A 15,357-nucleotide genomic window follows, 5' to 3' on the forward strand; every position below is an offset into this window, starting at 1 on the left:
GGGATATGGACAGGATTTGTGCGAGGGTGCCGATCCGCGACACGGCAGGCCAGAGAGCCATGGGAGCGAGGATGACATGAAGGGAAATCACCAGGGAGCTCGTCAGAGCGGAGCGGGTGCGATGCCGTGCGCGATGGACGGCGTCGCCGCACCGGTGCGGCTCACGCCGACTCAGGTCAAGGTGATGCGCGGCGTCCGTTCAGGCCAGCTCAACAAGCAGATCGCGTTCGAGCTGGGGATCGCCGAAGCAACGGTCAAAGCGCATATGACGGCGCTGATGCGCAAGCTCAACGTCAGCAACCGTACGCAGGTCGCGATCGCTGCGCAGACGCTCACGCTCTACGCATCCTGACTTCATTCCCGTCTGGCGGTCGAGCTTCAGCCAGGAAGGTCGCGTTCGCCCTTGCCCCATTTTCGACACCACGCTAAAGCCCGCAGCCGCACAGGGGTGTAGCTCAGTTGGTTAGAGCGTCGGTCTCCAAAACCGAAGGCCCTCGGTTCGAGTCCGAGCTCCCCTGCCATTCTCCCACATCCTAGCTCCTGACCGGCAGCAACGCGCCGATCGCACGCACCAGTGCGTCGCTGGTGAAGGGCTTGTGCAGCAACCCGACGCTGCGGTCGATCACTGCATCCAGCTTCGCCGATTCGGAAAAGCCGGTCATGATCAGGACCGGCCGCTCGGGATGTGCCTTGCGCAGTTTGGCGGCGACTTCCGCCCCGTCCTGTCCCGGCATCGCGAAATCGACCAGGGTCAGGTCGAAACCGTCCTTCCCCGCCGCCTCCAGGCCAGTCCTGCCGTCCTCTGCCGTGACCGTCGTCGCGCCCCGCGCCTCCAGGGTTGCAGCCACGGTGTGCAGCACGTCCGGATCGTCGTCGATGACCAGGACGTTGAGCCCGGTCAGCACCGTTTCCAGATCGATATCGGCAGCAGGGGCGCCTTCGCGCGCGGGCGCGATGTCGAAGGCACGGCGCAGGAACAGGCGGACGGTCGTCCCCTGGCCCAGCACCGAATCGATATCGACCACGCCGCCCGCCTGCGACACGACACCGAACACCATGCTCAGGCCGAGCCCGGTGCCGCGGCCATTGTGCCTGGCGCTGAAGAAGGGCTCGAACGCGCGCGCCGCGACCTCGGGGCTCATGCCGACGCCCTCGTCGCTGACGGTGATCGTCACATAATCGCCTGGGGGAAGGTCGGGATGCGGCTTGCCCGACACAGTGTCCGCGCGGATGCGGATGGTGCCGCCCTCGGGCATCGCGTCGCGCGCATTGATCGTCAGGTTGAGCAGGGCGAGCTCGAGCTGGCGCCGGTCGGCGACGACGCCCAGTTCCTCTTCGGGCACGTCCATATCGACCTCGATCTGCGGGCCGACCGACTTGGCGATCAGGTCGCGCGTCTCCTCCAGCATCCGCGTCAGGCCGAAGGTTACGATTTCGAGCTTCTGGACTCGCGAAAAAGCCAGCAGCTGCCCGGTCAGCTTCTTGCCGCGCTCGACCGCCTGGCGCGCATTGCGGCTCCACCGTGCGATCCCGGAGGTATTTTCGGGCTGGATGTCGATCAGCTCCAGATTGCCGGTGATCGCCTGGAGCAGATTGTTGAAGTCATGCGCGATGCCGCCGGTGAGCTGGCCGAGCGCCTCGAGCTTCTGTGCCTGCAGCAGGGCGCGCTCGGCCTGTTCGCGCTGCGCCATCTGGGCGCGCAGCTCGTTCAGCGCGGCATCGCGCGCCGCGATCGCCTCGGCCAGCTCGGCATTCGCCGCAGCGAGCGACGCCGTGGACGGCAGCGCCACTGCCCTGGGAATGAGCGGCCACAGCATGATCGCGGTCGCGACCGACGCGATCGCGGTGATCACCTTCAGCACGGCCTCGGCACCGTAACTGCCGTGCCACAAGGTCCAGATCGACATCACATGAGTGGCGCCGCACGCGAGGATGAAGATCGCGAACAGCATGATCATCCAGCCGTACCGGATATCCTCGCGCTTGCGCATCAGGGTCAGCAACGCCAGCGGGATCGAGAAATAGGCCGCCGCGATCAGCGCATCGGCGATCACATGAGTCCGGATCAGCGACGGTTCCCATAAAAGGCAATAACCGTGCGGTGCATAGCTCTCGTCGAAAAACGGTCGAAGCCAACCACCCATTGCGATCACCCGTTTGTTTTTGGCGCCCGATTGTGCACTATCCTCTGCTCCGCCGCGAGTTACCACCGGGAAATTGCTGGAATAGCGCCAGATTCGCTTCGATCCGTCCGAACCGGCCCGATCGGTGGCGGCATGCGGCCCGCGCGACGCCATGCCGGCCTCGTCTCTTGCTTTCCGGGCGCGTCGGGGTTATCTGCGCGGTCAATCCGAAATCGAGGATTGGACGGCGCCGGTTCCTTGGGACCGGGCAGCGGCTCCATGCCTCGATCTCGTGCGTTTTGAAAAGCGAGCTGAGCAGCGTGGCGAAGACGACACCGTTAGAGTTCATCCGGCAGGTGCAGGCCGAGACCAAGAAGGTCGTCTGGCCGACCCGTCGCGAGACGGTCATGACCGGCGTGATGGTCATGATCATGACGACGCTGTTGGCGATCTTCTTCTTCGGGATCGACACGATCTTCGAAGCGGTGGTGAAGTTGCTGCTGAGCCTCGCGAACTGATTTGGGTAGAGACATGGCGCGCTGGTACATCATTCACGCTTATTCCGGGTTCGAGGGCAAGGTGCGCGACTCGATCATGGCGGAGGCGACCCGCATGGGCCTCGACGCCCTGGTCGAGCAGATCGAGGTTCCGACCGAGACCGTGACCGAGGCCCGCCGCGGCAAGAAGATCGCGGTCGAGCGCAAGTTCATGCCGGGCTATGTGCTCGCCAAGCTGAACATGAACGACGACGTGTATCACCTGGTGAAGAACACGCCGAAGGTGACGGGTTTCCTCGGATCGATGGGCAAGCCCCAGCCGATCAGCGAAGCCGAAGCGGCCCGGATGCTCAACTCGAAGGAGGAAGCAGCCGCCGCGCCGAAGCAGAAGATGAAGGTCGATTACGAGATCGGCGATTCGGTGAAGGTGCTCGACGGCCCGTTCGCGAGCTTCAACGGCATCGTCGAAGAGCTCGATTTCGATCGCAGCCGCGTCAAGGTGTCGGTGTCGATCTTCGGTCGCGCCACCCCGGTCGAGCTCGAGTTCGAGCAGGTCGAGCGCGCGAAGTAGTTTTTGGTTTCGTCACCCCGGACTTGCTCCGGGGTCCACTTCACCGTCCGCGCCTGCGGCCCGGTGGATGCCGGAACAAGTCCGGCATGACGGATTAGGGCGTTTGTAAAATGCGTATCCGCGGGAGGCCGTCAAAAGCCGCTTGAACCGCTAAACTTGAAAGAGAGTGAGACATGGCAAAAAAGATTACAGGTTACATCAAGCTGCAGGTGCCGGCCGGCAAGGCCAATCCCAGCCCGCCGATCGGCCCAGCCCTGGGCCAGCGCGGCGTGAACATCATGGAATTCTGCAAGGCGTTCAACGCGCAGACCGGTGACCAGGAAGCGGGCACGCCGCTTCCCACCGTCATCACCGTCTATGCGGATCGCAGCTTCTCGTTCGAGACCAAGACGCCGCCGGCGTCCTACCTCATCAAGAAGGCCGCGAACCTGAAGTCGGGCTCGAAGGAGCCGGGCAAGCTTTCGGCCGGCAAGATCAAGCGCTCCGTGCTGAGCCAGATCGCCGAGACGAAGATGAAGGACCTGAACGCCAACGATATCGACGCGGCAACCCGCATCATCGAAGGCAGTGCCCGCGCGATGGGCCTCGAAGTGGTGGAGGGCTGAGATCATGGCAAAGCTGACCAAGAAGGCGAAGACCCTCGCCACCGCGATCGACCGCGAGAAGCTGCACGGCGTCGATGAAGCGATCGCGCTGGCTCGTGCCAACGCGACCTCCAAGTTCGACGAGACGATCGAAGTCGCGCTGAACCTGGGCGTCGATCCCCGCCATGCCGACCAGATGGTCCGCGGCGTCGTCACCCTGCCCAAGGGCACCGGCAAGACCGTGCGCGTCGGCGTGTTCGCCAAGGGCGCCAAGGCTGACGAAGCTCGCGAAGCGGGTGCGGACGTCGTTGGTGCCGAGGATCTCATGGAGATCGTTCAGGGCGGCACGATCGATTTCGATCGCTGCATCGCGACCCCGGACATGATGGGCGTCGTCGGCCGCCTGGGCAAGATCCTGGGCCCGAAGGGCATGATGCCGAACCCGAAGCTGGGCACGGTCACGATGAACGTCGCGGAAGCCGTCAAGGCAGCCAAGGGCGGCCAGATCGAGTACCGCGTCGAGAAGGCCGGCATCATCCATTCCGGCATCGGCAAGGCAAGCTTCCCTGCGGAAGACCTGCGCGCGAACTTCGACGCGCTGGTCGATGCGGTGGTCAAGGCCAAGCCGTCGGGCGCCAAGGGCAAGTATGTCCGCAAGATCGCCGTCAGCTCGACCATGGGCGCTGGCATCAAGGTCGATACCGCGGAAGTCACCGCGGTCTGATCCGACCTGCGATAAAAAAGCGAAGGGCCGGGGGAAACCCCGGCCCTTTTCTTATGCGGCAACCATGGCCGCGCGCGGCGGCACGATGGCGCCGGGCTCGGCGTCGCCGAACATCTGAACCCAGCCGCCGCGCGTATCCATATATTCCCGGACGGTCGCGATCCTGCCGTCGACCACATGATAGACGAAGCAATAGTCGTTCACATAGGAACGGCCATTGGCGAGCGTCGCCGACATGCGGTGCTCGGCGATGACATGATCGCCCGCCACATGCAGGCCAGTGAAGTCGTTCGCTACCTCGCTGACGAACAGTCTGCCGAAATCATTCGCCATGAAATCGACGATCGCATCGCGACCGAGATTGTTCGATCCGCCCGGCCGCCCGGCATCGCCGGGATCGCCCAGCCCGAGCGCGACCTGAGTCGCATTGCCCGGCGGCGCGACCCAGACAACGTCTTCGGTAAGGCAGGCCGCGATCCGCCCGGGGTCGCGTGTCGCATAGGATTGGTAAAGCGCCATGACCGCTTCGCGGGGACCAATGGGCGACGTCGTCATGATGCTTCTCCTGCAAGGGCCAAGGCGCCCAAGACTAGGGCGTACCGAGCAGCCGCCATCCCGCTTCTTGCGTTCAACATCCGGCTTGCGATTGACGGGGAGATCAGGAACGGGAATCCTGTCCTTCTTCGGGGAAGGGACAGGATGAGCGACCGGCTCGCAACGGCAGCGGCGATGCCCCGTTCGGGCGTGCCGACCCGCGTCAGCGCTCTGGTCTTTGCTGCGAAAGCAACCCTGCTCCGCGCCCGCCGCGCTGCCCGGGATGCCACCCCCGGCCTCGCTCCCCTACGCCACGCCCGCGCGCGGGCGCTGATCGACGCGCCGATCCTCGCCACCGTCCGCACGCCGCTCTGGACCAATGCGGGCGGCGAAAAGGACCGCGCGCTCAATGCCGGCAAGATCCAGAATCTGCGGTGCGCGCTGCGCGGCCTTGACGGGATCGAGGTCGAGGCCGGGCGGACGCTGAGCTTCTGGCGGCAGGTCGGCCGCCCGATCCGCCGGCGCGGCTATGTCGCGGGGCGGGAGTTGCGTGAAGGCTGTATGATCGCAACGATCGGCGGCGGCCTCTGCCAACTCTCCAATGCGCTCTATGAGGCGGGCTTGCAGGCCGGGCTGGAGGTGGTCGAACGCCATGCCCATACCCGGATCGTGCCCGGATCGCGCGCGGCGGCGGGCCGCGATGCGACGGTGTTCTGGAATTATCTCGACCTCCGCCTGCGCGGCCGCCGCCCGTTCCGGATCGAGGCGCGCCTCACCGCTGACGAGCTCGAACTGACCATCCGCGGCTACGCCACCGAAGCCGAGCCGCCGGTGTTCGCCTTCGCCCCCGGCATCACGGCGCATGACTGCCTGAGCTGCGGCCAGACAAGCTGCCACCGGCATGATCCCGATATGGAAGCGGCGTCGCTGCCAACCGCCTGGCTGGTCGACGCCGCGACGCCCGAATTCACTGCCTTGTACGCGACGCGCGCGAAGCCGGGCGACATGCTCCATCTTTCCACGCGCCGCTTCGGCAAGGCGGCACGTGCCTGGCCAAGTCTCGGCCAGGAGCGCAGTGCCGATATCGCCGCCCTCCACCGCGCTGTCTCACTCCGGATAGCCGTGAAGACTCCGCTGGCGCGCCTCATGCTGGCGGCGGATGCGCGGCTCGCCGCCGCCCATGCCCGTCGCCTGTCGCCGGACCACACGCATCTCGTCGTCGCCCAATCGCTGCTCCCCCATTTGTGGCGGATCGGGGCGCTGCAAGGCCGCAGCTTCGAGGTGTTGATGGACCGGCTTCCCATGGAAGCGCTCCATCAGATCCTCGACGGGGCGCTGACCCGTCATCCCGAGAGCGCTACGCTGGGTGACTTCCGGGCGCCGCCATCGATCGTCACGGCCGAACGCGAGGCGCTGGGAGCGGCAACCCGCCTCGTCACCGCGCACCGTGCCGTCGCCGGGCATTTCCCCGCCGGCCGAGTCGACCTGATCGACTGGGCCCCTGCCCCGCCGCTCGCGGCAACGCACGGAGGCCGCAGCATCCTGTTCGCCGGCCCTGCCCTCGCGCGGAAAGGTGCACATGCCATGCGGGAAGCAATGGCAGGCCTGAATATGGAACTGTTGATCGAACGTCGTGCGGAAGAAGATGTGAATTTCTGGAACGGCCTGAACGTCCGTTGTCTGGCGCCAGGCGAGCAGCCGATGCTGACGGGAGTGGTGCTCCCGGCGATTGTCGAACATCGCCCGCACACGCTGCTTCGCGCCCTGGCTGTGGGCCTGCCGGTGATCGCCACCCCGGCCTGCGGCGTGCCACCCCAATCCGGCCTGACGATCGTCGCACCCGACGATCCGCAGGCGCTGCGTACCGCCCTGATCGCGCTGCTCGCCTGACAACGAAAAAGGGCCGGGGGATGACCCCGGCCCTTTCCTTGTTGCGAGCGGCAGTCGCTTACAGCGCGACTACGCCGCCGTCGTTCTTGGTGATCACCACCGTCGCCGAGCGCGGGCGGTTGCCCGGTGCCGGCGCAGTCTGGCTTGCCGGCCAGTTGCTGGTGATGTTGCCGGTGTTGCCGTTCTCACCCGGGTGCTGGATGTTGACGAACAGCGTCTTGCCGTCCGGCGTCGAGTCGACACCGGTGATCTCGGCCTCGAGCGGACCGACCAGGAAGCGACGCAGTTGCGTGCCGGGTGCCTTGCCGACCCGGGTCGACTGGGTGCCGCCCGGAGTATTGGCGACATTCCGGATGGTACCGTCATTGACCGTTCCGGGCATCGCCGCGAGCATCATGCAGTTGGTGACGTCCGTATAGGCGCTGTCGTCGGTCTGGATCCACAGGACCGGCGTGACCAGGCCCGTCGGGTTGGACGGGCGGCCGAACCACAGGCCGTCCGGGCTGGAGAAATCGTTGGTCGCGTCCAGGCTCGACAGGTTGATGTTGGTCGAGTCGAGATCCGATCCCGCGCCGAACAGATAGATATCCCAGCCGAAGGCAGTCGCTTCCGACGTGTTGCCGGTCTCGCGCAGGCGGATGATGTGGCCGTTGCGGTTGGAAACCGAGCTGCTGGGCGGATCGAGATAGGCGCGCGGGTTGGCCGCGTCGGTATTGGCCGGCGTGCGGGTCGAGTTGTTGGTGAGCGTCAGATAGACCTCGCCGGTGACCGGGTTGACCGCGGTCCATTCCGGACGGTCCATCTTGGTCGCCCCCAGCGCGTCGCCGGCGAGGCGGGCGTGGGTCAGCACGTCGACCTGGTCGGCAAAGGCGTAAGGTACGGCGCCGGCAGTGAGCGGTCCAGTACCGAAGGTCAGCGGCAGCCACTGGCCGGTGCCGTCGGCGTTGAACTTCGCGACATAGAGCGTGCCGTTGTCGAGATATTTGTCGCCGATCGAAAGGCGATCCGGGGCGGTCGCATCGGCGGCAGTCCAGGCGGTGGCCGAGACGAACTTGTAGAGATATTCGTTCACCGCATCGTCGCCCATGTAGAAGGCCGGCTTGCGGCCCACGACGAAGTTCGACGGCCAGCAGCCCTCATGGTTCATGCGGCCGAGCGCAGTGCGCTTCCGCGGTGCCGCCGTCTTGTCGTACGGATCGATTTCGACGACCCAGCCGAACTGGTTGTGCTCGTTGCGGAAATCGGCATGCGAATCGGCACCGGTCGCCTGGACGTCCCAGCGGCGATAGATGGTGTTCGCGGGATCGGCCGGAACGACCGTCGCCCAGCCGAAATTGCCGTTGGCGTTGGTGACGGCGTAGCGGGTGAGCGCGACGACTTCCTTCGGGGTGCGGCGGGGATTGTCGGCGCCGGTCGGGCGACGGAAATAGCCGGCCCAATTCTCCTCGCAGGTCAGGTCGGTGCCCCAGGGGGTATAGCCGTTGGCGCAATTGTTGACCGTGCCGCGCCCGGCGACGCCAGTCGGCGAAAAGACAGTCTGCAGCAGTGCGCTGCCGCGGACCGGGCCGTTGAACACGGTCGGCGTCAGCGGCGTGATACGGCGATTGAGCGCGCCGCCCTGAGCGTAGCTCCAGGTGCTGCCGCTTTTCGATACTTCGACGACGCTGAGACCGTGGCACTCCATTTCCTTGAGCGCCTCGGCTTCCGGGCGGGCGCCGGCGACGGTCGTGGGGCCCGAAGCGTGCAGATAGGGCTGGTTGATGTTCTCATGGTTCATCACCAGCAGGCCGCGCGTGCTGCTGTTGTCGTCGCGGGTGGAGCCGGCAGCGGCAAGGCCGAACCAATAGAGCGCATCGCCATGATCGCCGGCGCGATTGGCGAAATCGGTGTCCGTGCCGTCATTCTTGTACGCTGCGGTTCCCGGCGCGATCGGATCGCCCAGGCGGTAGAGCACCGAAACGCTGTAACCGGCGGGGACGCTGACCACGTCGAGTTTGTTCTTGCCGACCGCCGAGAAGCCCAGCACCGCAGGGGTCACCGTCACGGTGGTTTCCACCGACGTGGCCTGTCCGGTCGAGTCGGTCGCGGTGTAGCGGAACACCAGCGGCGTGCTGGCGCTCACGCTGGGCGCGACGAAGGTCGCGGCGCCGCTGGCCGCATTGGTCAGCGTGACAGTCGGGCCGGAGACCTGCGCGAAGCTTTGCGACGCGATCGTGCCATTGTCGGTCGCCGCGCCGGTCAGAGTCACGACGCGGCCCGAGCTGGTCGTTCCCGACGAGCCGGCCGAAACGACGGGCGAGGGATCATCGGTAATGGATTCAGCGCAGGCGGAGAGCACTGCCCCGCCAAATACCGCGAACGCCGCTGCGGAAACACCGCCGCGCAGCGCGTCGCGCCGCGAATAGCGGCGCTCGACCATGTCGTTCAGCGAAACGCCGCCGCTGCGATTGGTATCGATGTCGCCGTCGTCATAGCCGAACGTGACGGTGGTCGAGTCAGTCATGTGGATACCCCCGGTGGATCGCGATCCGGTTCGGATTCGCTGTCCGGTTCCTCTTGTGCGGCCTAGCTGACGGCGTGATGGATATTCCTTGACGGTTCCGTGACAGATCAGCGTCCGTTTCAATACAATGGCTGACGGCCCACGCATTTTGTTGACTTCCGCGGCAATGCCGCTAAGGACCCGCGCTCGCTCGCCAGGCGTTCGCGCCGGGCAAGCTACCGTCCGAGACAGTGGGTGGCCGGAATCCTCCGACCTTAATCTCCCGCCTAGACGGGGAATGGAATTTTCCGCTCGCGCGCAAGCGTGGCGGTCTGCTGCCGCTCATGCGGCCAGTTCCCATGCCCCAATCGACGGACAACCCGGAGGCACGGGTTAGTCGCGCCTCCGGTTTTAACCGGCCCTTCCGCTCCGGCGGGCGGGTCAAAAACGTGGAGAATGGCATGGATCGTGCTCAAAAGGCCGAGTTCGTCGCCGAGCTGAACCGCACCTTCAACGAGGTCGGCGTGGTGGTCGTCACCCGCAACCTCGGACTCACCGTCGCACAGTCCACTGTGCTGCGGAACAAGATGCGCGACGCCGGCGCGACCTATAAGGTCTCGAAGAACAAGCTTGCCAAGATCGCGCTCGACGGCACCGACTATCTCTCGCTGGGCGATATGCTCACCGGGCCGGTAGGCCTTGCCACCTCGATCGATCCCGTCGCCGCAGCCAAGGTTGCGGTCGAATTCGCGAAGACGAACGACAAGTTCGAAATCGTGGGCGGATCGATGGGCGCGACCGTCCTCGACGTCGAAGGCGTGAAGGCGCTCGCAACGCTGCCCTCGCTGGATGAACTGCGTGCCAAGATCGTGGGCCTTCTGGTTGCACCCGCAACCAAGCTCGCGACCGTCACCCAGGCTCCTGCGGCGCAGCTTGCCCGCGTGTTTGCGGCTTACGCCGACAAGGACATGGCAGCTGCCTGACATCGGGTACCCCGATATCGGACATCGACAGACTTTTTGAACTGAACCTTGGGGCAAGTGCCCCGATACGGAGAATATATCATGGCAGACCTGAACGCGCTGGTTGACCAGCTGAGCGAACTGACCGTCCTCGAAGCCGCTGAGCTTTCGAAGCTGCTCGAAGAGAAGTGGGGCGTTTCCGCCGCCGCTGCCGTTGCCGTTGCCGGCCCGGCCGCTGGTGGCCCCGCCGCCCCGGCTGCTGAAGAGCAGACCGAGTTCGACGTGATCCTCACCGGCGACGGTGGCAAGAAGATCAACGTCATCAAGGAAGTCCGCGCGATCACCTCGCTCGGCCTGACCGAAGCCAAGACGCTGGTCGAGTCGGCTCCCAAGGCCGTCAAGGAAGGCGTTTCGAAGGACGAGGCCGCGAAGATCAAGGCTCAGCTCGAAGCCGCTGGCGCGACCGTCGAGGTCAAGTAAGCTTTCGCTTCGGCGCAAGTCATTCCGGAGCAATTCGGAATCAGAGACAAGAGAAGGGCGGCTCCGCAAGGAGTCGCCCTTTTTCTTGCTCCAGATCAACCTGAAAAGCCGGCCTCGCCCAACTGCCCAATGTTGGGAAACCATTGAAAGAATTCGAACCCTTTGCAATGGAACTGGTGGTTAAAGTGCGCTAAACCGCATCCCAACAGGTCGCTCGGCCGCCGCTCCCGCTTTCGTGCCCTGTGCCGGATCGGGCAACGACTTCGCCCCGGCCTGGTCGCGCATAACGCGTAATAGGGGGAGGTTTATTCAATGACTCGTTTGATCAAGATGCTCAGCGTCGCCATGACGGCAATGCTGTTCGGCCTGTGCTTTGCGACACCGGCCAGCGCGCAGGCGACGCGCACCTGGATTTCGGGCGTCGGCGACGACGTCAATCCGTGCAGCCGCACCGCCCCGTGCAAGACCTGGCAGGGCGCGATTTCCAAGACCGCTTCCGGCGGCGAGATCGATTGCCTCGATCCGGGCGGCTTCGGTTCGGTCACCATCACCAAGTCGATCACGCTCGATTGCGCCGAAGGCACCGACGGCTCGGCCGGCGGTATCCTGAACTCGGGCGTCTCCGGCGTCATCGTCAACGATCCGAACGGGGCGACTGCGCCGACCATCAAGGTGACTCTGCGCAACCTCACCATCGATGGCGCAGGCACAACTGTCGGCACCTATGGCGTCCGCTTCCTGAGCGGCAAATCGCTGACGCTGCAGAATGTCAGCATCATGAACCAGGGCACCGGATCGGTTCCCGCGATCAGCTTCGAACCGACGGCGGCGAGCGTCGGCGCGACACTGCACATGACCGATGTCGACATCGTCAACGTCATCCACACCGGCGTGACCGTGAAATCGGTCGACGGCGTCGCGGTCTCCGCGTTCCTGAACAACGTCACGATTTCGCAGGCCGGGATCGGCGCCAAGATCGAAGCTGGCGGCACCGCGACCATCGTCAACAGCAACCTCTCGAACAACGGTCGCGGCGTATGGACCGCTTCGGGTGCGGCGACGGCGAATCTGGACGGCGTGACGATCGCGGGCAGCCTGGAAACCGGCGTCTTCGCGACCAACGGCACGACGATCCGCCTGTCGAACGTCGGGCTCTACAACAATGTGTTCGGCATCAAGACCACCGGTGTCGCCACCGTCCAGTCGTTCGGCAACAACCGGCTCGGTCCGGATGCGGCCAGCTCGGGCCTGCCGACTTCGACCGTCACACTGAAGTAAATCGTGCGATCCAGCCGGGGCGTACATCCCGGCTGGACTTTCCCTTGATCGATTCTCTTCGAAACGAGCCGGCCTGATCGGCCAGAGCTGGGCTAGCGCCGCAGCGACACCGTATAGGGCAAGGTGCTGACGCCCTCGTGCATGCGCGGTGTGTTATCCAGCCTGAATGGCGCCAGCTTGGCCCCCTCCCCCCGATCGATTCCGACCACATAGGATGTGGCGGTCTGGCCCGTGCCGCCTTCCCAGCCATAGAGCAGGTTGATCGTCAGCACCGGTACGAACAGTTTCCGGTCCTGCACCGTCATCACGCTGACCATCTCCTTCGGCATCATCGCCATGCCGCTCAGCTCGATCGCTCCCTTTGGCGGCAGGTCGAACGCGGGCGTGATCGGCCGCTCGATCGGGCTGGTAAACAGGGTCCCGATCCAGCCGTCCTGTTCGACGCCGGCACTCAGCAACCGGACATCGATCTGGACACCCTGGGCGACCGCCTCGCCGATATTGCTCACCACGATGTCGTACTCGACCGCGGCACTCAATAAATTGGTTCCCGCGCGCTTGGCGTAGAGCTCGATGTCGAGCGTGGCGCGGACAGGCGCCGTGGCGGCGGCTGGCGATACGGGCGGCGGCGCGGTTTCAACCGGCGCCGGCACCGCGACGGAAACTGGAGGCTCTTCCACCGCAACCTGCGGCGTCTCTTCTTCCGCGGGAGCAGGCGGTAGTGGCGGCGACTCCAGCGCCACTGCCCCAAGGTCGAAGATCGCATGCGCGCCCCGCTTGGGCGGCGTGCCGAAATCGAGCGCGGCCTGAGTCTGCGCCGGTGGCGGAGGAGCGACGGCGCCCGGCGGCGTTTCGCGCGCCGGCGCAGGTTCGGGCGGCGTATCCGGTCGGTCGGCGATCAGGTTGAAATGGGCATGCTTTCCGTCCTCGGACGCGGGTTCTTCTTCGTCCTCGAACCTCTCGCGCCGCTGCAGGAACCAGAAGCCGAGCCCGCCGAGCAACAGCGCGATCGCCGCCGCGCCGCCGAGGAGTGGCCAGGAAAGGCCCCCCTCCTCCCCCACCACGGCGGGAGTCGGTGCAGCCGCCGGACTGGCCATGGGCGCCGGAACGACCGGTGCGGGGACCACCGGCTCCGCCGCCACGGTCGCGGCTGGCGTCGGAACTGGTGTCGGAACTGGGGCCGGCGTCGGCGTAGCAAGCGCAGCCGGTGCTCGCGCAGCAGCCGTGGGCGTCGGTGTCGGCGTCACCCGGGGCACTGGGGTCGCGTTCGCCCGTGGTTGAGGCACCGTCGTGGACCGCGTCGGGGTTGGCGACGGAGCTGGCACCGTCCGGACGACCGGCGGCGGCGTCGCCGGCCGGGTTACCGTCGATCCGGGGCTCGGCGCCAGGCTGAAATTCTCCAGCCCGGGAATCAAATTGGGTGTCGGCGTCGGTGTCGGCGCGGGTGCGCTCTGCGCCCATACCGGCGCGACCGCACCAGCCGAAACCATCAACGGAAGCGTCATTGCCCGGACATGGCGGGCGGCGAACTTGGTCATTATCCCCACGTAACTGCCTTAGCGCGGCATTTCTGAACGCGATACGACAGCTTCTTCCCCTGCGGCAAATCGTTCGGTGAATACGACCGGGCCTGCCTCCCGGGTGAGGAGACAGGCCCGGCATTTATCTCAATCAGGTGTCAGGCGTGCTCGGGAACACCGTGCAGCCGCGCCTCGACATCGTCGTGCATCGCACGTTCGTTGAGCTGGATCGGCGCCATCGCCGGGCCGCCCTCCTCGCTCACGCCAATGGTGAACGAGGCGGAAGTGCGGCCCTCGCTGCCGTCCGGCAGGGTGTAGCGCGCATCGGCGACGATGATCGGCAGAATCGAGCCGTTGGTGCTCTCGATCAGATCCGCCTTGGACAGCGCGAGCGTCGCGTCGACACGGGTGCCTTCGCCCGGACGGATCGTCACTGGCGGCACGCCGTCGTCGCCACGCTCGATCAGCATGCGCTCCACATCGCCGTCACTGGCCGGGCCCGACGCAAACATGAAGGTCGAGATACGCACATTCTGGGCAGCGACCGACCCCGAATTGCCGACGGTCAGCTCGATCTCGACCAGCGCCTCGTCGACATTGGTGCCGGCACGCACCGGGCGCAGCGACATTTCGAGCCATGGGCGATCGGCGACCGGGGCGTCGGCGTCGGTCAGCGAGGCGACTTCTTCAGCCTCGGGCTTGGCCAGGCTGGCCTCCTCGGCGGCGACCGGTGCCGGCTCGTCGCTCACGACAGCTGCTGCGAACGGTGCTGCTGCGAGCGGCGCGGTGCGCAGGAACTGCGGCTCGGGGTCGGGCGCGAAGGGTGCCGGCTCGCTGCGGATCGGCGCGGCTTCGACCGCCTCCTCCACATAGGGCTCCTCATAATAGACCTCTTCGTCCTCGCGGCGACGGCGCATCACGAGGAAGCCGGCAACCGCGATCAGCGCGACCAGGCCAGCGACGAGCCACGGCCAGATCGGCGCGCTTTCAGTCGCGGTGGTGCTTTGCGTCACGGCCTCCTGCGCAGGTGCTGGCGCCGGAGTGGTTGCTTCGACTGGTGCCGGCGTCACCGGGACGGGCGTCACCGGGGCGGGCGTCACCGGCGCGGGCGTCACTTCAGCCGGCGCGGCGACCGGGGCGACGGCCACAGGCGCAGGCGCTGCCCGGACCGGCGCGGGTGCCGGCGCACGAACGACGCGAGTCGACCGTGTAACGGTGCGCGTGGTGCGGGTCGCGGCGCGCGGCGCGGGTGTCGTTTCCGGCTCGGCGGTCACGGTCGGTGCGACCGCCGGCGGCGCGACGGTGGCGGCCGGCGGCGTGACCGTCGGGACGAACGGCGGCGGCGCTACGGTCTGCACCGGGGGAGCCGGCGGCGTGGCGGGTTGGACCTCTTGCGCATAGCCCGGAACGGCCAGCAGCAAGGCGGCGGGGACAAGCGCGACGAACGCGCGGCGGGTTGCGGGTTTGTTTTTCATGACGCATACTCAATGAAGGGAACCCGCAATCGGACCCGCCCCAATACCGGAATCGCGCCGAGCCGTTCCCGGCTGCCGACGAAGCGATTTTGCGCGCGGCATTTGACAGTTTCCAACACGCTCCCTATATCGCGTCCCTCACCACAGCTTTCGGGAAATGACGTGCCGTCGCGCAGCATGTCGATCGAATTGGAGGCTATGGGTTCATAAGACGCCAGGAGCTGCTGTTTTCGACAC

15 protein-coding genes and 1 tRNA gene are annotated in these 15,357 nt (G+C 65.9%); 10 read left to right on the plus strand and 6 right to left on the minus strand.

All coding sequences use genetic code 11. The features are described 5' to 3' along the window. Positions 1-121: 121 nt before the first annotated feature. Together WC729_RS00770 and WC729_RS00775 are read left to right on the plus strand one after the other, a co-directional pair. Positions 122-352, plus strand: coding sequence for a response regulator transcription factor (locus WC729_RS00770; protein ID WP_372848534.1), 231 nt, complete (start codon positions 122-124; stop codon positions 350-352). Between the two features lie 92 nt (positions 353-444). Next, positions 445-521: transfer RNA gene (locus tag WC729_RS00775), tRNA-Trp, on the plus strand. A 12-nt stretch (positions 522-533) separates the two neighbouring features. Here WC729_RS00775 and WC729_RS00780 read toward each other — a convergent pair. Continuing rightward, positions 534-2,144 carry an ATP-binding protein gene (locus WC729_RS00780; protein ID WP_372848536.1) on the minus strand — a complete coding sequence of 537 codons (1,611 nt, stop codon included), beginning with the start codon at positions 2,142-2,144 and terminating at the stop codon, positions 534-536. Between the two features lie 299 nt (positions 2,145-2,443). On the opposite strand from WC729_RS00780, the gene secE reads away from it, so the two are divergent. From secE to rplA, 4 genes are all read left to right on the plus strand, one after another. After that, positions 2,444-2,641 (plus strand): preprotein translocase subunit SecE, encoded by a 198-nt coding sequence (gene secE, locus WC729_RS00785; protein WP_372848538.1) that lies wholly within the window; start codon positions 2,444-2,446, stop codon positions 2,639-2,641. 13 nt (positions 2,642-2,654) lie between these two features. Beyond that, positions 2,655-3,191, plus strand: a complete 537-nt coding sequence (nusG, locus tag WC729_RS00790; protein ID WP_332714654.1) for a transcription termination/antitermination protein NusG — start codon at positions 2,655-2,657, stop codon at positions 3,189-3,191. 173 nt (positions 3,192-3,364) lie between these two features. Then, positions 3,365-3,796 (plus strand): 50S ribosomal protein L11, encoded by a 432-nt coding sequence (gene rplK / locus WC729_RS00795; RefSeq protein ID WP_372848541.1) that lies wholly within the window; start codon positions 3,365-3,367, stop codon positions 3,794-3,796. A 4-nt stretch (positions 3,797-3,800) separates the two neighbouring features. After that, a complete protein-coding gene (gene rplA / locus WC729_RS00800; protein ID WP_372848543.1) occupies positions 3,801-4,499 on the plus strand; it encodes a 50S ribosomal protein L1 in 699 nt (232 codons plus the stop codon). Between the two features lie 51 nt (positions 4,500-4,550). Here rplA and WC729_RS00805 read toward each other — a convergent pair whose 3' ends face one another. Further along, the gene (locus WC729_RS00805) at positions 4,551-5,054 is read right to left on the minus strand and encodes a nuclear transport factor 2 family protein (RefSeq protein ID WP_372848545.1); all 504 of its coding nucleotides are present in this window, start codon (positions 5,052-5,054) and stop codon (positions 4,551-4,553) included. A gap of 144 nt (positions 5,055-5,198) precedes the next feature. Here WC729_RS00805 and WC729_RS00810 point away from each other — a divergent pair, with 144 nt between their 5' ends. After that, positions 5,199-6,923 carry a VanW family protein gene (locus WC729_RS00810; RefSeq protein WP_372848547.1) on the plus strand — a complete coding sequence of 575 codons (1,725 nt, stop codon included), beginning with the start codon at positions 5,199-5,201 and terminating at the stop codon, positions 6,921-6,923. A 58-nt stretch (positions 6,924-6,981) separates the two neighbouring features. On the opposite strand, the gene WC729_RS00815 is transcribed toward WC729_RS00810, so the two are convergent. Further along, positions 6,982-9,426, minus strand: a complete 2,445-nt coding sequence (locus WC729_RS00815; RefSeq protein WP_372848549.1) for an alkaline phosphatase PhoX — start codon at positions 9,424-9,426, stop codon at positions 6,982-6,984. Positions 9,427-9,866: 440 nt separating this feature from the next. Here WC729_RS00815 and rplJ point away from each other — a divergent pair, with 440 nt between their 5' ends. The 3 genes from rplJ to WC729_RS00830 all read left to right on the plus strand — a co-directional run bounded on the left by rplJ (position 9,867) and on the right by WC729_RS00830 (position 12,125). Beyond that, positions 9,867-10,388, plus strand: a complete 522-nt coding sequence (gene rplJ / locus WC729_RS00820; protein ID WP_372848551.1) for a 50S ribosomal protein L10 — start codon at positions 9,867-9,869, stop codon at positions 10,386-10,388. Between the two features lie 81 nt (positions 10,389-10,469). Continuing rightward, positions 10,470-10,847, plus strand: coding sequence for a 50S ribosomal protein L7/L12 (rplL, locus tag WC729_RS00825; protein WP_372848553.1), 378 nt, complete (start codon positions 10,470-10,472; stop codon positions 10,845-10,847). Positions 10,848-11,159: 312 nt separating this feature from the next. Then, complete coding sequence (locus WC729_RS00830; protein ID WP_372848555.1) at positions 11,160-12,125, plus strand: hypothetical protein; 966 nt, start codon at positions 11,160-11,162, stop codon at positions 12,123-12,125. 92 nt (positions 12,126-12,217) lie between these two features. Here the strand turns inward: WC729_RS00830 and WC729_RS00835 are convergent, their stop codons facing one another. The 3 genes from WC729_RS00835 to WC729_RS00845 all read right to left on the minus strand — a co-directional run bounded on the left by WC729_RS00835 (position 12,218) and on the right by WC729_RS00845 (position 15,299). Further along, the gene (locus WC729_RS00835; protein ID WP_372848557.1) at positions 12,218-13,663 is read right to left on the minus strand and encodes a hypothetical protein; all 1,446 of its coding nucleotides are present in this window, start codon (positions 13,661-13,663) and stop codon (positions 12,218-12,220) included. A 140-nt stretch (positions 13,664-13,803) separates the two neighbouring features. After that, positions 13,804-15,120, minus strand: a complete 1,317-nt coding sequence (locus WC729_RS00840; RefSeq protein WP_372848559.1) for a hypothetical protein — start codon at positions 15,118-15,120, stop codon at positions 13,804-13,806. Then, entirely contained in the window at positions 15,117-15,299 is a 183-nt protein-coding gene (locus WC729_RS00845) for a hypothetical protein (RefSeq protein WP_372848561.1), read from the minus strand. The genes WC729_RS00840 and WC729_RS00845 overlap by 4 nt, the downstream gene beginning before the upstream one ends. Between the last annotated feature and the right edge of the window lie 58 nt (positions 15,300-15,357).

The organism is Sphingomonas sp. (assembly GCF_041661825.1).
Lineage (GTDB): Bacteria > Pseudomonadota > Alphaproteobacteria > Sphingomonadales > Sphingomonadaceae > Sphingomonas.